Source organism: Enterobacter sp. 4974935 (assembly GCF_058661735.1).
The window spans coordinates 2,450,364-2,470,574 of sequence record NZ_JBZWGT010000003.1; the positions used below are offsets into that span (position 1 = coordinate 2,450,364).

Annotated in this window: 16 protein-coding genes and 1 other RNA gene; 10 read left to right on the plus strand and 7 right to left on the minus strand. The window is 56.4% G+C overall.

Translation table 11 applies throughout. The features are described 5' to 3' along the window. Positions 1-163: 163 nt before the first annotated feature. Both ydiK and rprA read left to right on the plus strand, forming a co-directional pair. Positions 164-1,279, plus strand: coding sequence for an AI-2E family transporter YdiK (gene ydiK, locus AC4OVS_RS12930; RefSeq protein ID WP_022647856.1), 1,116 nt, complete (start codon positions 164-166; stop codon positions 1,277-1,279). Between the two features lie 209 nt (positions 1,280-1,488). Continuing rightward, positions 1,489-1,596, plus strand: an RNA gene (rprA, locus tag AC4OVS_RS12935) — antisense sRNA RprA. Between the two features lie 186 nt (positions 1,597-1,782). Here rprA and AC4OVS_RS12940 read toward each other — a convergent pair. The 4 genes from AC4OVS_RS12940 to ppsA form a co-directional block, all read right to left on the minus strand. Then, positions 1,783-1,989 (minus strand): hypothetical protein, encoded by a 207-nt coding sequence (locus tag AC4OVS_RS12940; RefSeq protein ID WP_022647855.1) that lies wholly within the window; start codon positions 1,987-1,989, stop codon positions 1,783-1,785. Positions 1,990-2,347: 358 nt separating this feature from the next. Beyond that, positions 2,348-4,723 carry a glycoside hydrolase family 3 N-terminal domain-containing protein gene (locus tag AC4OVS_RS12945; RefSeq protein WP_163347871.1) on the minus strand — a complete coding sequence of 792 codons (2,376 nt, stop codon included), beginning with the start codon at positions 4,721-4,723 and terminating at the stop codon, positions 2,348-2,350. A 3-nt stretch (positions 4,724-4,726) separates the two neighbouring features. Further along, on the minus strand, positions 4,727-6,127 hold the full coding sequence (locus tag AC4OVS_RS12950) for an MFS transporter (RefSeq protein WP_032624388.1): 1,401 nt from the start codon (positions 6,125-6,127) through the stop codon (positions 4,727-4,729). Positions 6,128-6,361: 234 nt separating this feature from the next. Further along, complete coding sequence (ppsA, locus tag AC4OVS_RS12955) at positions 6,362-8,740, minus strand: phosphoenolpyruvate synthase (RefSeq protein ID WP_320680249.1); 2,379 nt, start codon at positions 8,738-8,740, stop codon at positions 6,362-6,364. 335 nt (positions 8,741-9,075) lie between these two features. Here ppsA and ppsR point away from each other — a divergent pair, with 335 nt between their 5' ends. From ppsR to AC4OVS_RS12995, 8 genes are all read left to right on the plus strand, one after another. After that, positions 9,076-9,909, plus strand: a complete 834-nt coding sequence (gene ppsR / locus AC4OVS_RS12960) for a posphoenolpyruvate synthetase regulatory kinase/phosphorylase PpsR (protein ID WP_017384644.1) — start codon at positions 9,076-9,078, stop codon at positions 9,907-9,909. Positions 9,910-10,059: 150 nt separating this feature from the next. Beyond that, positions 10,060-11,106, plus strand: a complete 1,047-nt coding sequence (aroH, locus tag AC4OVS_RS12965; protein WP_491922480.1) for a 3-deoxy-7-phosphoheptulonate synthase AroH — start codon at positions 10,060-10,062, stop codon at positions 11,104-11,106. Positions 11,107-11,315: 209 nt separating this feature from the next. Then, a complete protein-coding gene (hemP, locus tag AC4OVS_RS12970) occupies positions 11,316-11,504 on the plus strand; it encodes a hemin uptake protein HemP (RefSeq protein ID WP_022647850.1) in 189 nt (62 codons plus the stop codon). Positions 11,505-11,580: 76 nt separating this feature from the next. After that, entirely contained in the window at positions 11,581-13,563 is a 1,983-nt protein-coding gene (locus tag AC4OVS_RS12975; protein WP_491922481.1) for a TonB-dependent hemoglobin/transferrin/lactoferrin family receptor, read from the plus strand. 35 nt (positions 13,564-13,598) lie between these two features. Continuing rightward, positions 13,599-14,627, plus strand: a complete 1,029-nt coding sequence (chuS, locus tag AC4OVS_RS12980) for a hematinate-forming heme oxygenase ChuS (RefSeq protein WP_192970179.1) — start codon at positions 13,599-13,601, stop codon at positions 14,625-14,627. Next, positions 14,624-15,442 (plus strand): heme/hemin ABC transporter substrate-binding protein, encoded by an 819-nt coding sequence (locus tag AC4OVS_RS12985; RefSeq protein ID WP_063137541.1) that lies wholly within the window; start codon positions 14,624-14,626, stop codon positions 15,440-15,442. Before chuS ends, AC4OVS_RS12985 begins: the two co-directional genes overlap by 4 nt. Further along, the gene (locus tag AC4OVS_RS12990; RefSeq protein WP_023299913.1) at positions 15,442-16,434 is read left to right on the plus strand and encodes a FecCD family ABC transporter permease; all 993 of its coding nucleotides are present in this window, start codon (positions 15,442-15,444) and stop codon (positions 16,432-16,434) included. Before AC4OVS_RS12985 ends, AC4OVS_RS12990 begins: the two co-directional genes overlap by 1 nt. Further along, positions 16,427-17,206 carry a heme ABC transporter ATP-binding protein gene (locus tag AC4OVS_RS12995; RefSeq protein ID WP_491922482.1) on the plus strand — a complete coding sequence of 260 codons (780 nt, stop codon included), beginning with the start codon at positions 16,427-16,429 and terminating at the stop codon, positions 17,204-17,206. The genes AC4OVS_RS12990 and AC4OVS_RS12995 overlap by 8 nt, the downstream gene beginning before the upstream one ends. Here the strand turns inward: AC4OVS_RS12995 and selO are convergent. The 3 genes from selO to AC4OVS_RS13010 all read right to left on the minus strand — a co-directional run bounded on the left by selO (position 17,203) and on the right by AC4OVS_RS13010 (position 20,177). Then, positions 17,203-18,645, minus strand: a complete 1,443-nt coding sequence (gene selO, locus AC4OVS_RS13000) for a protein adenylyltransferase SelO (RefSeq protein WP_491922483.1) — start codon at positions 18,643-18,645, stop codon at positions 17,203-17,205. The two genes, AC4OVS_RS12995 and selO, sit on opposite strands and share 4 nt — an antisense overlap. 61 nt (positions 18,646-18,706) lie before the next feature. Continuing rightward, on the minus strand, positions 18,707-19,420 hold the full coding sequence (locus AC4OVS_RS13005; RefSeq protein WP_108367693.1) for an EAL domain-containing protein: 714 nt from the start codon (positions 19,418-19,420) through the stop codon (positions 18,707-18,709). Positions 19,421-19,712: 292 nt separating this feature from the next. Further along, on the minus strand, positions 19,713-20,177 hold the full coding sequence (locus AC4OVS_RS13010) for an NlpC/P60 family protein (RefSeq protein WP_015570730.1): 465 nt from the start codon (positions 20,175-20,177) through the stop codon (positions 19,713-19,715). Between the last annotated feature and the right edge of the window lie 34 nt (positions 20,178-20,211).

Consider the following 20,211-nt stretch of genomic DNA (forward strand, 5'->3'; position numbering starts at 1 on the left):
TGCGTTGTGTCTGGAAAGTTTTATCACATTTTTTTCTTATGTGCTTCGTAGAATTACGGGCAAAATCCGCCTGTCAAAAATCGCTGAAATCACTAATGATTAGAGAGATGCGGTTTATATTCCCATCAGCCTTGCTGGTGTTCATTTAAGGAAAGTTTCGTTTATGGTCAATCTTCGTCAGCCCAGGGATGTCGCACAGATACTGCTGTCGGTGCTGTTCTTAGCCATTATGATTATTGCGTGTCTGTGGATTGTTCGTCCTTTCGTGCTCGGATTTGCCTGGGCCGCGACCGTCGTGGTCGCAACCTGGCCTTTACTCTTACGTTTGCAGAAACTGCTGTTTGGTCGCCGCGGCCTTGCCGTGCTGGTGATGACGCTGCTGCTGTTCCTGCTGTTTATTATTCCCATTGCGCTGCTGGTTAACAGCCTGGTTGACAGCAGCGGCCCGGTTATTCGCGCGGTCACCAGCGGTGACATGACGCTGCCGGATCTCGCGTGGCTGAACAGCATTCCTGTTGTGGGCGCAAAACTATACAGCGGCTGGCACAGCCTGCTGGAGATGGGCGGTAGCGCCCTGATGGCCAAAGTGCGCCCGTACATCGGCACAACCACCACCTGGTTTGTCGGGCAGGCTGCGCATATTGGTCGCTTTATGATGCACTGTACGTTGATGCTGGTCTTCAGCGCCCTGCTGTACTGGCGCGGCGAGCAGGTTGCGCTGGGGGTACGCCATTTCGCCACCCGGCTGGCAGGTAAACGCGGCGATGCGGCCGTGCTGCTGGCAGCCCAGGCCGTTCGCGCGGTGGCGCTCGGCGTGGTGGTCACAGCGCTGGTGCAGGCGGTGCTTGGCGGTATCGGGCTGGCGGTTTCCGGCGTACCTTATGCCACCATTTTCACCGTTGTCATGCTGATGACCTGTCTGGCACAGCTTGGTCCGCTGCTGGTGCTGGTTCCCTGCATTATCTGGCTTTACTGGACGGGGGACACGACCTGGGGCACGGTGCTGCTGGTCTGGAGTTGCGTGGTGGGCACCATGGATAACGTGATTCGTCCTCTCCTCATCCGCATGGGCGCTGATCTGCCGCTGATTCTGATCCTGTCCGGGGTGATCGGGGGGTTGATTGCCTTCGGCATGATTGGCCTGTTTATCGGTCCGGTGCTGCTTGCGGTAACCTGGCGTCTCTTCTCAGCCTGGGTGCATGAAGTGCCGCCACCCGGAACCGATCCGGACCTCATCTTAAGCGAACTTGAAGAGCTGGAAGATAAGAACGCGCAGTAATAACCTTTGCCGGGTGGCGCTAACGCTTACCCGGCCTACACTCTTCGCAGGAATACTTAAACGTTGCTAAACTATTTATTCTCTGCGCACTGGTCAGACCCGCCTTTTCATGCCTAAAACCGTCATTCTCTTCAAGAAATCTTTACCTCCCTTTAACTATTGAGACGAATCCGATCGACTCATAAAGTTGGCATGCCTACTATTAAGACACGGTTATAAATCAACACCTTGATTTATAAGCATGGAAATCCCCTGAGTGAAACAACGAATTGCTGTGTGTAGTCTTTGCCCATCTCCCACGATGGGCTTTTTTTTTATTTACCTTATGCTGAGCGCACAGGATTTAGGCGTGTTTTAAACGAAACAACCGTTCATTACAGACGGATGAATAGCGATGAAAGAGTTTTACTGTTTAGTTCCATTCGTCATAAGCATATGCCATTTCACTATCAACTGAATATCTTTCTCGTACCAACAGCCAATTGGCGTTCCTAAAAACGCCATCATTTAGCTTTATCTTTTATACTTTTTTCAACCTGAGCATGAAGATTCATGCAGTTTATATACCCTTCTCTACGCGCTGCGTTGACTTCCGTAGCGTGTCTTAACTCCATTGCTAACAACTTATCTTCCATGACAGAAAGGCGATAAATCAGGGCGCACACAATCATTAAAAGAATAATGAATAACACCGAAATATCTACAACCACTTAACCTCTCCAGTTACTTATTGAATCCTGAGTTCTGACGCTATGCACTGTAGGTCTTCGTTTTCCCTGCATTGCGTTGTCATGTAGCCGTTGCACAGGGAACTTAAATCAGACAGAGTCCGTATCTTCATTTAAATTTCATCTTTTATAGCTCATCAAACCTATCAGGCTATCTGGCGCAGTCCTGCAATCAGCAGACGGTGAGGAGTAGCTATATCAGTTCCAGGCTCAGAGCAAGGCGGCTAAGACTATTCTTATGCGAACTATTTTTTTAAGTTATTAGTGCTTTGTAAGTTCATTTTCTTCTTTTAATTGCTTGAAAGAGGACTCGCCTTTGTGGCCAGGCGAGTCCTGAATATTAATTTTTACAAATTTCACTCCTACTCAACATCTGCCATTCCCCCTCCAGCACCCGCGTCTCCCCGGTCACCTGCACGTTCACCACCTCGCGAATATCCGCCGAGGACGCGCCAACCTGTAGCTCAAATTCCCCTGACTCGACAATCCGCTTCCCGTCCCGGCGGGTGAAATTAAACATCTCCACCGGCAAGGTAAAGGTCAGGGTGGCGGTTTCTCCCGGTGAAAGCGTAACGCGTTGAAACGCTTTCAGCTCCTGAAGCGGACGAACCTGCGTCGCGACTTTGTCACGCACGTATACCTGTATTACTTCGCTGCCGCTGCGCTCCCCGATGTTACTGACATCGACGCTTAACACCACCTCTCCGTCGACCGGGACGTGGCTTTCAGCGAGACGCGCCGCACTCCAGCGAAACTGCGTCCAGCCAAGACCGTAACCGAATGGGTAAAGTGCGCCGAAATGGAACGCAAACGGCGTGCCGCCGCTTTTCAGCTTGTGGTTATAGTAGTACGGCATCGCCCCGGCGTTTTTCGGCACGCTGACTACCAGCCTGCCCTGCGGCTCCGCGCGGCCGGTTAAGATATCGGCAATCGCCCAGCCCCCTTCCTGCCCCGGCGCCCAGGCCATCATCAGCGCGGCCACCTTCTCTTCCAGCCCCTGAAGGTTATAAGGACGCCCGCCCGTCATGACGACAATTACCGGCTTGCCGGTTGCCACCAGCTCCTCAAGCAGCTGTTGCTGCACGCCCGGCAGATTCAGCGAATCGGTATCCGATCCTTCCCCCACGGTGCCGCTCTGGAATAGCCCGGCGAGGTCGCCCACGCAGGCCACCACCACGTCACTCTCTTTTGCCGCGCTCACGGCTTCGGGGATCAAATCCGTGCGTTGTGAAACCGGCGATTGCTGCATCGGTTTACCGCCGCTGTCGCCCGGGAACACCGGCGCACCCGCCATCCGTTTTTCGATAATGTGGCACCCTTTGGCGTAACGTATCTGCGATGCACCAAGGTACTGTTCCAGCGCCGCGCGCGGGGTTGTCACCTGCGAGGTCTCTTCAACCATATCGCTGATGATCAGGTGAACCGGGAAGCTGTAGCCGCTCAGCAACGCCAGCGGATCGTCCGCCGTCGGCCCCACTACCGCTACACGGGGTTTTCCGCCGAGGGGCATAATGCCGTTATTTTCCAGCAGCGTGATCGATTTTGTTGCCACCTCGCGCGCCACCTGCCGGGTCGCCTCATTCTGCAAATCGATACCTTTTTCGTCGGCGTACGGTTTTTCAAACAGCCCGAGACGGAATTTTTCACTTAGCACGCGCGCCACAATCTCATCCACTTTCGCCATTGAGATAAGCCCACGCTCTACCGCTTCCGCCAGATGACGCGCGCAGTCATCCTTCGGCAATTCCACGTCCAGCCCGGCGTTAAACGCCAGCGCCGCCGATTCTGCTGGATCGTGAGAAATCCCGTGGTGCTGGTGCAGCAGGCTGACGCCGCCGTAATCCGCGACAATAATGCCGTCGAAGCCCCACTGTTCACGCAGCACGGTGGTGAGCAGGAAATGGTCGCTGTGCCCTGGCTGATTATCGATGTCATGATAGGCTGGCATCACCGAACCGGCGTTGGCCAGCTTCACCGCCATCTCAAACGGTAGCAGGAAGGTATCGCTTAGCTCGCTGAAACCCAGATGGACCGGCGCATGATTGCGCGCCCCTTCGCTGAAGGAGTGCCCCACGTAATGTTTCAGGGTCGCCAGCAGATCGCGCTTATCGCCCTGCAACCCCTTCACGTACGCCGTCGCCATCACCCCTACCAGCCACGGATCTTCCCCAAAGGTCTCTTCCGTCCGTCCCCAGCGCACATCGCGCGAGACATCCAGCACCGGGGCCAGCCCCTGCTGGCACCCGACGGACCGGGCCTCGTTGCCAATCTGCTCCGCCGCGCGCTGCACCAGCGCCGGGTCCCAGGTGGAACCGTAGTTCAGCGACGACGGGAACAGGGTTGCATCTTTGCACAGCAGCCCAACCAGACACTCCTCATGAAACAGCGCCGGAATGCCGAGCCGGGTCTCCTCCATCATCATACGTTGCAGGCGGTTAGCGGCACGCACGCCGGTTTTTGCATCAACAATGTGCGTGCCGAGCGGACGGGTGATCTGCCCGACGCCCAGCTTCAGCCTTTCGCTGAGGGACGCCTGTTCGCTCACGCCGGCGAACTCATCGCTCAAATCGCTGCGCTCGCGGTGGCTGCCGTGTTCATCGAGGATCAGCCAGTACGCGTGCATCTGGGCAAATTTCTCTTCCGGCGTCATACGCGCCAGTAAATCAGCGACACGCTCGTGTACGGGACGTCCCGCGTCCTTGTAGATCACAGTCATGGTTTACTCCTGTAGTGCGGATTGGGTTACCGGGCTGAGCTGCCCCGCATCGTTTCGAATGTCTCGCTTGCTGGCCAGCTCACGGGCAATGGAATCCACCAGTCGGCTGTTGAGTTTGTAGATAGCAAGGAGCGCCACCATGCAGAGGAACAGCGCGCAGGGGATCAGGGTGAACAGGGCATTGATGGTTGCGAGGACGTGAGGCGCCTGGTTTGCCTGTCCGGGCGCGTAATCCACCATGCCCAGCACCCAACCGACTACCGCCCCACCCAGCGCCAACCCAAACTTGATGGCAAACAGGGCGGTAGAAAAGACCAGCCCGTCCAGACGGCGGCCGCTGCGGTGTTCTTCGTAGTCCACCACATCGGAGAACATGGTCCATTGCAGCGGCGTGGTCAGGTTCTGAATAAAACTAAACACAATATTCAGACCGAATATCAGCCACACCTGCGAAGGCGGAATGAAGAAAATCAGCGCGCCAAAAATAACGAAAGAAATAATGGTCCACTGATAGGCACGTACGCGATCAAATTTCCCCAGCAGGCGTTCAGATAATAATGCGCCGCTTAAGGATGCCACCATGCCGGAAACAATAAAGGCAAAGACCAGTTCAGGACGTAACAGAACATAGTTAACGTAATACATGGTCGCAGAGCCACGCGTCACGACGGCGGTTAACAGTAAAATATTAAACAGAAAAACAATTCGCCACTGGCTGTTGGCGGCCAGCAGTTTTAAATCCGTCAGCATCGAGCCGGAGGTGTCATTGCGTGGCGAGTAACGCTCCCGGGTCATAAAGAAGCAGCAGAAGAATAAAACAATACCCAGCAGCCCCATCAGGCTCATGGCATAGAAATAACCTTTTTGCACATTCCCCTGACCTAATAATGAGACCAGCGGCAGCGCGATGACCGTTACAATCAACCCGCCGATAAACGACAGGCCAAAGCGCCAGGATTGCAGCGAGTGGCGCTCGCGCGGGTCGAGCGTCAGCGCGCCGGGCATGGCGCAGTATGGAACGTTAATCGCGGAGTAGATCAGGCTCAGGATGGCATAGGTTACGCAGGCATAGACAATTTTCGCCGTCTGCCCGGCATCCGGTACGTAGAAGGTAATCAGGCAGCTCACGCCAAACGGAATGGCAAACCAGAGCAGCCAGGGACGAAAACGACCGTGGCGGGTCTGAGTGCGGTCCACCAGCGCGCCAATGCACGGATCGACAAACGCATCGATCACGCGCACCACTAAAAACATGGTGCCCATAATGGCCGCCGGCAAACCGAATACGTCCGTATAGAAATACGCGAGAAATAACGTTGCCGTTTGCCAGACCAGCGCGCTGGCCATATCACCGAGGCCATAACCTATTTTATCTTTGGTACGTAATACAGAGGAGATTGTCATTGTTATTTGCCTTTTTATCAGGTTAAAACGTATTTCAACCAGTCGCGCATCATCCCGACGGATGTACGCGGTAAGGCTCAAGTATTAGCAACGCCCTGCCCACTAACAATTGTCTAAATTAACAGATAAATTATGATATTTGGTTTTTTGCTTTATTTGTGATGGTGAGCATATTCGCAGGAAAATAAAAAAGGCGAGGACAGATCTCCTCGCCTTTTTCAGATTATGCAGGTTTTACTTGTTCAGCTCTGCCAGGCTCAGCCAGGTTTGCACCACGGTGTCCGGGTTCAGGGAGAGGCTATCAATCCCCTCATCCATCAGCCAGGCCGCAAAGTCTTCATGGTCAGAAGGACCCTGCCCGCAGATCCCGACATATTTACCCTGTTTCTTCGCCGCACGGATGGCCATGGAGAGCAGCGCTTTCACCGCCTCGTTACGCTCATCAAACAGCTCAGAGACAACGCCGGAGTCGCGGTCCAGGCCGAGCGCCAGCTGCGTCATATCATTCGAACCAATGGAGAAGCCGTCGAAGTGCTCCAGGAACTGCTCGGCCAGCAGGGCGTTGGACGGAATTTCACACATCATGATGATCTTCAGCCCGTTCTCGCCGCGCTTCAGCCCCTGACGCGCCAGCTCATCCACCACCGCTTTCGCCTGATCCACGGTACGGACGAACGGGATCATGATTTCCACGTTGGTCAACCCCATGTCGTTGCGCACGCGTTTTACCGCTTCGCACTCCAGCGCGAAGCAGTCGCGGAAGTTTTCCGACACGTAGCGTCCGGCGCCGCGGAAGCCCAGCATCGGGTTCTCTTCTTCCGGCTCGTAGCGTTCGCCGCCCACCAGGTTGGCATATTCGTTGGACTTAAAGTCCGACAGACGCACGATCACGCGTTTCGGGTAGAAGGCCGCACCGAGCGTGGCGATGCCTTCCGTCAGGCGGCCGACATAGAACTCTCTCGGCGAGTCGTAACCCTTCATCATCTCGCGGATTTCGTTTTGCAGCTTCGCGTCCTGGTCGTCAAACTCCAGCAGCGCGCGCGGGTGAACGCCGATCATGCGGTTGATGATGAATTCCAGACGCGCCAGGCCCACGCCTTCGTTCGGCAGGCAGGCGAAGTCAAACGCGCGATCCGGGTTACCGACGTTCATCATGATTTTCAGCGGCAGGTCCGGCATGGTATCCACGCTGGAGCTCTTCACGCTGAAGTCGAGGATATCGGCATACACGTAACCGGTATCGCCTTCGGCACAGGAGACCGTCACGTTCTGGTCGTCCTTCATGCGTTCGGTCGCGTCACCACAGCCGACTACCGCCGGGATCCCCAGCTCACGGGCAATGATAGCCGCGTGACAGGTACGGCCACCGCGGTTGGTGACGATAGCAGCCGCTTTCTTCATGATCGGCTCCCAGTCCGGGTCGGTCATGTCGGTCACCAGCACGTCGCCAGGCTGAATGCGATTCATCTCGCTGATGTCGTGGATCACTTTCACCGGACCGGCACCGATGCGGTGGCCGATTGCGCGGCCTTCCGCGACAATTTTGCCCTGCGCGTGCAGGGTGTAGCGCTCCATGACCTGACCGCGCGAACGGACGGTTTCCGGACGCGCCTGCACGATAAACAGCTTGCCGGTGTGTCCGTCTTTGGCCCACTCGATGTCCATCGGACGGCCATAGTGTTTTTCAATCTGCACCGCCTGCTTCGCCAGCTCTTCCACTTCGGCGTCGGTGAGCGAGAAGCGATCCCGCTGCTCCAGCGGCACATCTTCAATAGTGACCTGCTTGCCATGCTCTTGCGTCGGGGCATAGATCATGCGGATTTTTTTCGAGCCCATGGTGCGGCGTACCACTGCCGGACGGTTAGCCGCCAGCGTAGGCTTGTGCACGTAGAATTCGTCAGGGTTCACCGCCCCCTGCACCACCATCTCGCCCAGACCCCATGCGGAGGTGATAAACACCACCTGGTCGAAGCCGGATTCAGTATCGATAGAGAACATCACGCCGGAAGAGCCTACGTCGGAGCGCACCATGCGCTGTACGCCTGCGGAGAGCGCGACGCCGCGGTGGTCATAGCCCTGATGCACGCGATAGGAGATGGCGCGGTCGTTGAACAGGGAAGCAAACACATGCTTCACCGCCACCAGTACCGCCTCGTAACCCTGGACGTTGAGGAAGGTTTCCTGCTGTCCGGCGAAAGAGGCATCCGGCATATCTTCCGCGGTAGCGGAAGAGCGCACGGCAAAGGAGGCCTGCGCGTCGTCAGCGGAGAGCTGGTTGTAGGCGTCATGGATGGCTTTTTCCAGTTCCGGCTGGAAAGGTGTGTCGATAATCCACTGGCGGATTTGCGCGCCGGCTTTGGCAAGCTCGGTGACATCATCAATATCCGTTTTATCCAGCAGGTCGTAAATGCGCTGGTTTACACCGCTCTGGTCTAAAAACAGGTTAAACGCATCGGCGGTTGTGGCAAACCCGTTTGGTACGGAGACACCCATACCGGACAGATTTGTAATCATTTCACCCAGGGAGGCATTTTTGCCCCCAACTCTGTCTACATCATTCATGCCGAGTTGGTTATACCAAAGCACCAGCGGTGACGAGCCATTGTTGGACATCGAAACAATCCTTTTGTGATATTTGATCGGAGTAAGAAACACCTGACTACGTATTTATACTGGCATATTTATTTCCGCTAAAAAAACGGTGAATCGTGTAAGCAATTTAAATTTTCAACTTTTCGGACAGTTTCCCCGCACTCGCTAACCCGATGATTCCTATAGATTCCGTCAAAAACCATAGAAATAACGCCGCTAATCAGAAAATGAAATCCACTTTTCAGGAAAATCAAAAACACCATTTCATTTTAAATTCAGATAAGTTCATTGCTGTGCAATTAACTTTTTTAATTTATGCTTTCAGGCAATTACGTACGCTATTCAGGGTGGATAAAATGGATAATGCTGTCGATCGCCACGTTTTTTATATTTCTGATGGGACGGCGATTACCGCCGAGGTGCTGGGTCACGCGGTGATGTCGCAGTTTCCCGTGTCGATAAACAGCATCACGCTGCCGTTCGTGGAAAACGAGAGCCGGGCCAAAGCGGTCAAGGACCAGATCGACGCCATTTACCAGCAGACCGGTGTTCGTCCGCTGGTGTTCTATTCCATTGTGATCCCTGAGATCCGCAACATCATTCTGCAAAGCGAGGGCTTCTGTCAGGATATCGTGCAGGCGCTGGTTGCACCCTTGCAAAGCGAGCTGAAGCTCGACCCGACGCCGATCGCTCACCGTACCCACGGGCTGAACCCCGGCAACCTGACCAAATACGATGCGCGTATTGCCGCCATTGACTACACTCTGGCGCACGACGACGGGATCTCGCTGCGCAATCTGGACCAGGCGCAGGTCATTTTGCTAGGCGTGTCGCGCTGCGGTAAAACCCCCACCAGCCTTTACCTGGCAATGCAGTTTGGCATTCGCGCCGCCAACTACCCCTTTATTGCCGATGATATGGACAACCTGGTGCTGCCTGCCGCGCTCAAGCCGCTTCAGCATAAGCTGTTTGGGCTGACCATCAACCCGGAACGACTGGCGGCGATCCGCGAAGAACGTCGCGAGAACAGCCGCTACGCCTCAATGCGCCAGTGCCGAATGGAAGTCTCCGAAGTCGAAGCGCTGTACCGGAAAAATCAGATCCCCTGGCTGAACAGTACCAACTATTCAGTAGAAGAAATTGCCACCAAGATCCTCGATATCATGGGACTGAATCGCCGCATGTACTAATATGCTAGTACATTAATCCAGTTTCAGTTATTATCATGCCATCCTCGGGGCGACGTGCCCCGAACTTGAAATCAGCAGGGATTGGTTTAAGGTGATGCCCATCACTTCCCGGTAGTCTGCCGATGAAGCAAAAAATTTCTGAGACATTCCATGAACAAAACCGACGAACTGCGCACCGCGCGCATTGATAGCCTGGTCACCCCGGCTGAACTGGCCCGGCTGCACCCCGTTTCCGACGAGGTGGCGGACCATGTGACGGCCTCCCGTCGCCGCATCGAAAAAATTCTCAATGGTGAAGACAAACGTCTTCTGGTAGTAATTGGCCCCTGTTCCATCCACGACCTGGACGCGGCGATGGATTATGCACAACGCCTTCAGACGCTGCGCAGCACGTATCAGGATCGCCTGGAGATCGTGATGCGTACCTACTTTGAAAAACCGCGTACTGTCGTGGGCTGGAAAGGATTGATATCCGATCCCGATCTGAACGGTAGTTACCGGGTGAATCACGGCATTGCGCTGGCGCGTAAGCTGCTGTTACAGGTTAACGAGCTGGGCGTGCCGACCGCTACCGAATTTCTGGATATGGTGACCGGACAGTTTATTGCCGACCTCATTAGCTGGGGCGCGATTGGCGCGCGTACCACCGAAAGCCAGATCCACCGTGAAATGGCGTCGGCGCTCTCCTGCCCAGTGGGCTTCAAAAACGGAACGGACGGCAATACCCGCATCGCCGTTGATGCCATCCGCGCGTCACGCGCCAGCCATATGTTCCTCTCCCCGGATAAAAACGGCCAGATGACCATCTACCAGACCAGCGGCAACCCGTTCGGACATATCATTATGCGTGGCGGTAAAAAACCGAATTACCATGCAGAAGATATTGCCGCCGCCTGCGAAACGCTGGCGGAATTTGACCTGCCGGAGCATCTGGTGGTGGATTTCAGCCACGGCAACTGCCAGAAACAGCACCGCCGCCAGCTGGACGTCTGCGATGAAGTCTGCCAGCAGATCCGCAGCGGCTCGACCGCCATTGCAGGAATTATGGCGGAGAGCTTTATCAAAGAAGGCACGCAGAAGATCGTCGCCGGACAGCAAATGGTGTACGGCCAGTCGATTACCGACCCGTGCCTGAGCTGGGAAGACAGCGAACGGCTGCTGGAGAAGCTGGCTTCAGCCGTGGACACGCGCTTTTAAAATCCTGCCGGGTGACGCTGCGCTTACCCGGCCTACGGTACGTGCCCTTCTCCCTCTCCCCGTGGGAGAGGGTCGGGGTGAGGGCATCAGACCGCACCTCTCCCCCAAATTTGATCCCGTCACACAATTTTCACAAAAACGCTTGCTGTGAAAATGCAGTTTATTGATAATGATTATCATTGTTACATTGATTGTTATTTATAAACATTATGTCACCGACCGATAACAGCGCAGCAACGCCAGTAAAAACACACACAGCGCCGTCCCCTGCTCCCACAGATCGCCGAATCGACAGCAAAAGCCTGTTGGGTGAGGAGGGACGGGTCATTATCGAGCATGACGGCCAGCACTACCTGCTGCGCCAGACCAATGCCGGAAAACTGATCCTGACTAAATAATCCAGACAACACATTCGCCAGCCACCCAGGTGATCCCCAGGCAGCCAGCGCTTTTCAATTCTTATGGAGAGTTGCTATGCCACACCTGCAATCCGCGTCTTTACGCCCGTCTCTTCTGGCGCTGGCAATTGTCAGCACCCTGCCGGGCGTTGCGTTTGCCGCCACAGACGATATCACCGTTACCGCCACCGGCAACGCCCGCAGCGCCTTCGAAGCCCCCATGATGGTAAGCGTGATTGACGCCACCGCGCCGGAAAACCAGACCGCCAGCTCCGCCGCCGACCTGCTGCGCAAGGTGCCCGGCCTGACGCTGGACGGCACCGGACGCACCAACGGTCAGGACGTTAACCTGCGCGGTTACGACCGACGTGGCGTGCTGGTGCTGGTGGATGGCGTACGCCAGGGCACCGATACCGGACACCTGAACAGCACGTTCCTCGATCCGGCGCTGATCAAACGTATCGAAGTGGTACGTGGCCCTTCCGCCTTGCTGTACGGCAGCGGCGCGCTGGGCGGCGTAATTTCATATGACACCGTCGACGCCAGCGATCTGCTGGACGCAGGTAAAAATAGCGGCTATCGCGTATTTGCTACCGGTGCAACAGGCGATCACAGCATCGGGATGGGCGCCAGCGCCTATGGCCGCACCGATACCCTGGACGGTGTGGTCTCCTGGTCCAGTCGCGATCGCGGCGACATTCGCCAGAGTGACGGCGCGAGGGCGCCAAACGACGAATCCATCAACAATATGCTGGCGAAAGGCAGCTGGAAAATTGATCCGGCTCAGACGCTGAGCGGCTCCCTGCGCTACTACAACAACGACGCGCAGGAGCCGAAAAATCCGCAGACCACGGATGCCAGCAGCAGTAACCCGATGACCGATCGTTCCACCATTCAGCGCGATGCCCAGCTTGGCTACCGCATTGCGCCAGCCGGAAACGACTGGCTGAACGCCGATGCGAAAATTTACTGGTCCGAAGCGCGGATCAACGCCCAGAACATCGACGCCAGCGGCGAGTTCCGTAAGCAGACCACCAAAGGCGGCAAAGTGGAAAACCGCACCCGCCTGTTCAGCGACTCCTTCGCCTCGCACCTGCTGACCTACGGCGGGGAATACTACCGTCAGGAGCAACACCCTGGCGGCGCGACCACCGGCTTCCCGGACGCTAAAATCGACTTCAGCTCCGGCTGGTTGCAGGATGAGATCACCCTGCGCGACCTGCCGGTAACGCTTCTCGGCGGGACGCGTTACGACAACTACCGCGGCAGCAGCGACGGTTACGACTACGTGGATGCGGATAAATGGTCATCACGCGCCGGGTTAACCGTGAGTCCAACCGACTGGCTGATGCTCTTCGGCTCTTACGCCCAGGCCTTCCGCGCGCCAACGATGGGCGAGATGTATAACGACTCAAAGCACTTCTCTATCGGCAGCTTCTACACTAACTACTGGGTGCCGAACCCGAACCTGCGTCCGGAGACCAACGAAACCCAGGAGTTCGGTTTTGGGCTGCGTTTTGACGATCTGCTACTCGCCAACGACGCGCTGGAGTTCAAAGCCAGCTACTTCGACACCAAAGCGAAAGATTACATCTCTACCACCGTCGATTTTGCGGCGGCCACCACCATGTCCTATAACGTACCAAATGCCAAAATCTGGGGCTGGGACATGATGGCGACCTACTCGACCAGCCTGTTCAACCTCGACGTGGCCTACAACCGCACGCGCGGGAAAGATACCGACACGGGTGAATATATCTCCAGCATCAACCCGGACACCGTCACCAGCAAGCTGGATATCCCGGTGGCGCAAAGCGGCTTCTCCGTGGGCTGGATCGGCACCTTCGTCGAACGTTCAACGCACATCAGCAGCAGCTACAGCGAGCAGCCTGGCTACGCAGTAAATGATTTCTACGTCAGTTATAAAGGCCAGCAGCAGTTCAAAGGCATCACCACCACCCTCGTGCTGGGGAACGCCTTCGACAAAGCCTACTGGTCACCGCAGGGCATCCCGCAGGATGGCCGCAACGGCAAGATCTTCGTCAGTTATCAATGGTAATTCCCTTCGGGGCAACGATTCAGAAGGATAAGATTATGGGTCACTACACACGCTGGCTTGAGCTTAAAGAAGAACATCCGGGTAAGTACGCCCGTGATATCGCCGGATTAATGCACATCAGCGAAGCAGAGCTGGCATTTGCGCGCGTTGGACACGACGCCTGGCGGCTGCGCGGTGAAATCCGCGAGATTCTGGCAGCGCTGGAGTCCGTGGGGGAAACCAAATGCATCTGCCGTAACGAATACGCCGTTCACGAACAGGTTGGAGCGTTTACTCACCAGCACTTCGGCGGTCATGCCGGGCTGGTGCTGAATCCGCGCGCGCTGGATCTGCGTTTGTTCCTCAACCAGTGGGCGAGCGCGTTTCACATTAGCGAAACGACCTCCCGCGGTGAACGTCAGAGCATTCAGTTCTTCGATCATCAGGGCGACGCTTTACTGAAGGTCTACACCACGGATCACACCGACGTTGCCGCCTGGGGCGACGTCCTGACCCGTTTTATCATTGCCGATAACCCCGCTCTGGCGCTGAAGGCTGTCGAAGCCCCCGCGCATTCCGACGGTGCAGATGCAGGCTCGGTAGAGAAAGAGTGGCGCGCCATGACCGACGTGCATCAATTCTTTAGCTTATTGAAGCGCCATAACCTGAGCCGCCAGCAGGCGTTTCGTCTGGTGAGTGACGATCTGGCCTGTAAGGTGGATAACAGCGCGCTGGCACAACTGCTGGAGACGGCGCAACAGGACGGAAACGAAATCATGATCTTCGTCGGCAACCGAGGCTGCGTGCAGATCTTCACCGGTGTGGTGGAAAAACTGACGCCCATGAAGGGCTGGCTGAACATCTTTAACCCAACCTTTACCCTGCATCTGCTGGAGGAGACTATCGCGGAGACGTGGGTTACGCGTAAGCCCACGGCAGACGGACACGTTACCAGCCTGGAGCTGTTTGCTGCGGATGGAACTCAGATCGCCCAGCTCTACGGGCAGCGTACCGAAGGCGAGCCGGAGCAGAGCCAGTGGCGCCGCCAGATTGACGCTCTGACGCCAGAAGGGCTGGCCGCATGAAAAACTGGTTTGCCCTGCTCTGCGCACTGCCGCTGGTCGCCGTCGCCGCGCCGGAGAGAATTGTCGCCCTCGGCGGCGACGTGACGGAGATCGTCTACGCCCTCGGCGCGGAGTCTTCTCTGGTTGCGCGCGACAGTACCAGCCAGTGGCCGCAGGTGACAAACGCGCTGCCTGACGTGGGGTATCTCCGCCAGCTGAATGCGGAGGGAATTCTGTCCGTACGCCCGACGCTGGTGCTGGCAAGCGACCAGGCGCAACCCTCTCTGGCGCTGAAACAGGTTGAACAGAGCCACGTCCGGGTGGTTACCGTTCCCGGCACGCCTGACCTGCGCACGATTGACGAAAAAGTGCGGGTGATAGCTCAGGCGACGCATCATGAGGTGCAAGGGGAAACCCTGCGCAACTCGCTGCGTCAGGCGCTGGCGGCTCTGCCCTCAACACCGCTCAACAAGCGGGTGCTGTTTATCCTCAGCCACGGCGGAATGACCGCAATGGCGGCCGGGCAACAGACCGGCGCGGATGCGGCAATACGCGCCGCCGGGTTGCAGAACGCCATGCAGGGCTTTACCCGCTATCAGCCGCTCTCCCAGGAGGGTGTAATGGCCAGCCAGCCGGATCTGGTGGTGATTTCGCAGGACGGCCTTCACGCGCTGGGCGGCGAACAAAATCTGTGGAAACTGCCCGGTCTGGCGCAAACGCCAGCGGGACGAAGCAAGCAGGTGCTGGCTATTGATGACATGGCCCTGCTGGGCTTCAGCGTCCGCACGCCGAAAGCCATACAACAGCTGCGTGCCAGAGCGGAGCAACTGCCCTGATGTCCCGGCGCATCACGTTATCGTTATGGCTTCTGGCGGGGTTGCTTACCGTCATGACGTTCATGGCTACCGGTTTTGGGGCGTTACGCCTGCCGGTGAACGTGCTGTGGAGCGGCAGCGATGAGACGCTACGCCAGATCTGGCTCACCATCCGTCTGCCCCGCGTGCTGCTGGCGCTGGTGATTGGCGGGTCGCTGGCGCTCGCCGGCTGCGTCATGCAGGGGCTGTTCCGCAATCCGCTGGCCGACCCGGGTCTGCTCGGGATCAGCAGCGGTGCGGCGCTGGCCGTCGCCCTGTGGGTGGTGCTCCCGCTCTCGCTGCCCGCGCTGGTGATGCTTTATGCCCCGATGCTGGCGGCATTTTTTGGGGCGCTGGCAGCCACAGGCGTGATCTTCCTGCTCAGCAAGCAGCGTGACACCTCTCTGTCACGTCTGTTGCTGGTGGGTATCGCCATCAATGCCCTGTGCGGTGCGGCAGTGGGTGTGCTTTCGTGGGTCAGCAATGACGCCCAGTTGCGTCAGCTTTCACTCTGGGGAATGGGAAGTCTCGGTCAGGCGCAGTGGTCAACGCTGCTCGCCGTGATCTCGCTGATGGTGCCTGCCGCTCTGGCGATCTGGCGTTGTGCCAGCGCGTTAAATTTACTGCAACTGGGTGAAGAGGAAGCGCATTACCTCGGCGTGGACGTTGCCCTTGTACAGCGAATATTACTGTTATGCAGCGCTCTGCTGGTCGCTGCGGCTGTCGCCGTCAGCGGCGTGATTGGCTTTGTCGGACTTGTGGTGCCGCACCTGATGCGCATGTGGCTGGGCGCCGATCACCGGGCAACCCTCCCCGGCACGGTTCTCGCGGGCGCTTTTCTGCTGCTGGTGGCGGATACGGTAGCCCGCACTCTGGTCGCCCCGGCAGAAATGCCGGTCGGGTTGCTCACCAGCATCCTTGGCGCCCCCTGGTTCTTATGGCTCATTTTTCGTCGTGGAGAACAGCATGGCTGAACGTTATACGGCTGAAAATCTGACTTTTACCCGGTCTGGCCGCACGCTGACAGATAACGTTTCGCTGTCACTGTCGCAGGGAGAGCTGGTTACATTGATCGGTCCCAACGGCGCGGGGAAATCCACGCTGCTGCGACTGCTGACCGGCTACCTGAAACCCGACAGCGGCGGCTGTTCGCTGGCGGGGAAAGCGCTGGATGAATGGCACCCGGAGACGCTGTCCCGCTATCGGGCAGTGATGCGTCAGCATACTCAGCCTGGATTTGACTGGCTGGTGGAGGAGATCGTTGGAATGGGGCGTGCGCCCTGGTCGCCTCAACCTGAACCGTCGATTGTGCGTGAGGTGATGCAGTTGACCGGTTGCCTGCCGCTGGCTGGCAGACGTTATCATTCCCTCTCGGGCGGCGAGCAGCAGCGCGTTCAGCTCGCCCGCGCGCTGGCGCAGCTGTGGCGTGAGGGAACGCCGCGCGGCTGGCTGTTTCTCGACGAACCCACTTCAGCGCTGGATCTCTACCACCAGCAGCATCTGCTGCGCCTGTTGAAATCGCTGACCCGTCTGGGTCATCTTCACGCCTGCGTGGTGCTGCACGATCTTAATCTCGCCGCGTTATGGTCGGACCGGATCCTGCTGTTACACAACGGCAGGATTGTTTCTCAGGGCATACCGGAGACGGTATTGCAGGCCGACGCGCTGGCGCGCTGGTACGGTGCGCAGGTGCACGTCGGCAGACATCCGGCGCACGCCGCGCCGCAGGTTTTTCTCGCCCCTTAGCTTGAGCAGCTCACTTCCAGTCGCTTGCCCCAGTCCGGCGGGCGGCTGACATAGTCATCCTCCCGGTCGGCAAACGGCGTGCGCAGGGCGATATGCAGCCGATGCAGCTCGGCATAATCCCCCTGCTCTGCCTGCTCAATAGCCCGCTGCGCCAGCCAGTTGCGCAACACCATCGCCGGGTTAACCGCCTTCATCCGCGCCTGGCGGGTATCGTCATCAATCTGTTCCTGCTGTAAACGCGCCCGGTAAGTGGCAAACCAGTCATCAAACGCCTGTCGATCGATGAACTCGTCACGCAGAGGTGAAGTGGCGCTCTGCTGCGCAGTCTGGCTCAGCATACGGAAGGTTCGGGTATAGTCGCTGCCTTCACGCGCCATGATGGCAAACAGCCCATTCAGCAGCGCGTTATCGCCTTTTTCCTGCGTCATCAGCCCCAGCTTGTTGCGCATTAACACACCATATTCCCGCAGCAAGACCTCCTGATAGGTGTCGAGCGCATCGTTCAGGGCATCGACGTCGATAAACGGCGACAGGCTTTGCGCAAGCCGCTGAAGGTTCCACAGCCCCACCGCAGGCTGGTTGTCGAAACGGTAACGCCCCTGATAGTCCGAATGGTTACAGATGTAACCCGGTTGATAGTCATCAAGGAAGCCGTACGGACCGTAGTCAAACGTCAGCCCTAACAGGGACATGTTGTCGGTATTCATCACCCCGTGGGCAAAGCCGACGGCCTGCCAGCGGGCAATCATTGAGGCGGTGCGCGCGACAATATCACGGAACCAGAGAACATAGCGGTCCGGTTCGTTTTGCAGGTGCGGCCAGTGACGTCGAAGGGCGTAATCGGCAAGCTGGCGGACATTATCCGGCTCGCGGCGATAGTAGAAGTGTTCAAAATGACCGAAACGCAGATGGCTTTCCGCCACGCGGATAAGCATCGCCCCCTGCTCTATCGTCTCGCGGGCCACCGGCGTGTCGCTGGTGACAATGGACAGCGCGCGTGAGGTGGGGATCCCCAGGGCATGCATCGCCTCGGAAGCCAGACTTTCACGAATGGTTGAACGCAGCACCGCGCGGCCATCCCCCATGCGTGAGTACGGTGTTAACCCTGCCCCTTTCAGGTGCCAGTCGAGCGTTTCGCCATTCGGCAGAACCTGTTCACCCAGCAGGATGCCGCGACCATCGCCGAGCTGTCCCGCCCAGACGCCAAACTGATGTCCGCTGTAGACCTGAGCCAGAGGCTTCATGCCCGGAAGCAGCGTTTCGCCGCCCCAGACACCGGCGCCCTTTTCTGGCTGAAAAAGTGTCGAAGGGATGCCAAGCGAATCCGCTAATGCATCGTTATGCCAGATAAGACGCGCGTTCTGTAAAGGCGTGGGCTTAAGCGCGGTGTAAAAGCCGGGTAATTCATCGTGCCAGTGAGCAGTAAAAGACAGGGTCATAAGTCCTCCTGCTTTAAGTGTAGAGGGTTTCCCTTGACGTAAACACGGGCGAAGAAAGGGGTTATTGCTGAACGAGGGTCGTTACGCGTTCTGCCGGGACGGCAGGCCACAGGGTTCCCTGCATTGCGCCAAAATTGAAGGGCAGCACGCGTTGTAAGATGCCGTGATCGTCAATTCCCGAGACCATGACCGACTGACAATGCGGCGCGATCTGCCAGAGAATGGCGCGCATAAATGGCTCGAAAGAGAGCGCCGAGACGCGCTGATGAATAAAGTTTTTATCCAGAATCACCCGTTTGAACAGACCATCATACACCGGTTTAAGGGATGCAGCCCCTGCACCAAAGTTAGCCAGCACTAAGGGGAAATGGATCGCCATTCTTGCAAGCGTAAGATCGTCTTTCCCGTTATTTAAACCTGGATAGTTCTCATTAACAGTAAACTCAAGAAACGGATAACGATCAAGGATTGAAACAGCGTTCTCATTAGTTAATAAAAACTCAACAATTGCAGGTGTAATATTGATCCATGCAATTAACTGATGCTGAATAAAAAATAGCTTACAGGTATCGAGTAATTGCAGTTTTTCCTGAAACAGCACTAATTCATCTTCCTGAGAAAGATGAGGGATAACCAGTTCAGTCGGGATTCGTACGTCCGTACCCACGCCAGTAAAGTTAACCAAAATCTCTAAACCTTTAAGCAAACCTGTACTATCACGCGCCGGAAGGAGTAAAAGTTCAGACTGGTAAGCATTATCTAGCGTAATAATCATCGCCCTTGTCCTGCATTAAAGATGAGAGAGAACATCCTGGAGCAATTGCAGGCACAATTCCACTGTCTTGATTTTAATAAGATTAATTTCATTCTTTCCGTATTAATTTTCAGATTTTTCCCTGAATCTAAAATAATCTTATCCTGGTTATTGAATAATAGCCAGTTTTAGATAAAACAGGCACATGCTGACAAAAATAAGTGGGCAAAAATTTTACTTTAATCCACCCGCAAGAAAAGCCTGACGTCTATTTTCACCGCCAGGCCCTCCGCACTGCATCTTTATGCAGCGGTTAAATACGCCTGGCCTGCCAGAAATTTTTACGCCAGTAAACATTATCGAGAGAGGAGCGCATCACGCCACGGCTGGTCGAGGCATGGATGAACTGATTATCGGTGTCATAAATGCCGACATGAAGGCCGCTTTCACCGGAACCTGTTTTAAAAAAGACCAGATCGCCGGGCAGGAGCTCGTCTTTATCAATTTCAGTGCCGATTTTCGCCTGCATACGCGTTTCACGCGGAAGCTGTAGGTCAAATTTATCGCGGAAAGTCATTAGCACAAATCCCGAGCAATCCACCCCGCCCCGGCTCATCCCGCCGTAGCGATAAGGGGTGCCGCGCCAGTTGCTGAGCTGATCGTTCAGGCTGGCAATGACCGTAATGGAGTCAGAAAGCCGTGGGTTAGGCGGAGGTGCACGATGGCTGCTGCATCCTGCAAGAAATAGCGCCGCAACAAGGAGAAACCAGAATCGCATTTCAGACGAATCCTCTGCTTTTTTTGTTCTTTCG

Bases quoted from the DNA above. Each gene is read 5' to 3' on its own strand.
- ydiK (WP_022647856.1), top strand. From the start codon at position 164: ATGGTCAATCTTCGTCAGCCCAGGGATGTCGCACAGATACTGCTGTCG.
- AC4OVS_RS12945 (WP_163347871.1), bottom strand. From the start codon at position 4,723: ATGACTGTGATCTACAAGGACGCGGGACGTCCCGTACACGAGCGTGTC.
- AC4OVS_RS12950 (WP_032624388.1), bottom strand. From the start codon at position 6,127: ATGACAATCTCCTCTGTATTACGTACCAAAGATAAAATAGGTTATGGC.
- ppsA (WP_320680249.1), bottom strand. From the start codon at position 8,740: ATGTCCAACAATGGCTCGTCACCGCTGGTGCTTTGGTATAACCAACTC.
- ppsR (WP_017384644.1), top strand. From the start codon at position 9,076: ATGGATAATGCTGTCGATCGCCACGTTTTTTATATTTCTGATGGGACG.
- aroH (WP_491922480.1), top strand. From the start codon at position 10,060: ATGAACAAAACCGACGAACTGCGCACCGCGCGCATTGATAGCCTGGTC.
- hemP (WP_022647850.1), top strand. From the start codon at position 11,316: ATGTCACCGACCGATAACAGCGCAGCAACGCCAGTAAAAACACACACA.
- AC4OVS_RS12975 (WP_491922481.1), top strand. From the start codon at position 11,581: ATGCCACACCTGCAATCCGCGTCTTTACGCCCGTCTCTTCTGGCGCTG.
- chuS (WP_192970179.1), top strand. From the start codon at position 13,599: ATGGGTCACTACACACGCTGGCTTGAGCTTAAAGAAGAACATCCGGGT.
- AC4OVS_RS12985 (WP_063137541.1), top strand. From the start codon at position 14,624: ATGAAAAACTGGTTTGCCCTGCTCTGCGCACTGCCGCTGGTCGCCGTC.
- AC4OVS_RS12990 (WP_023299913.1), top strand. From the start codon at position 15,442: ATGTCCCGGCGCATCACGTTATCGTTATGGCTTCTGGCGGGGTTGCTT.
- AC4OVS_RS12995 (WP_491922482.1), top strand. From the start codon at position 16,427: ATGGCTGAACGTTATACGGCTGAAAATCTGACTTTTACCCGGTCTGGC.
- selO (WP_491922483.1), bottom strand. From the start codon at position 18,645: ATGACCCTGTCTTTTACTGCTCACTGGCACGATGAATTACCCGGCTTT.
- AC4OVS_RS13005 (WP_108367693.1), bottom strand. From the start codon at position 19,420: ATGATTATTACGCTAGATAATGCTTACCAGTCTGAACTTTTACTCCTT.
- AC4OVS_RS13010 (WP_015570730.1), bottom strand. From the start codon at position 20,177: ATGCGATTCTGGTTTCTCCTTGTTGCGGCGCTATTTCTTGCAGGATGC.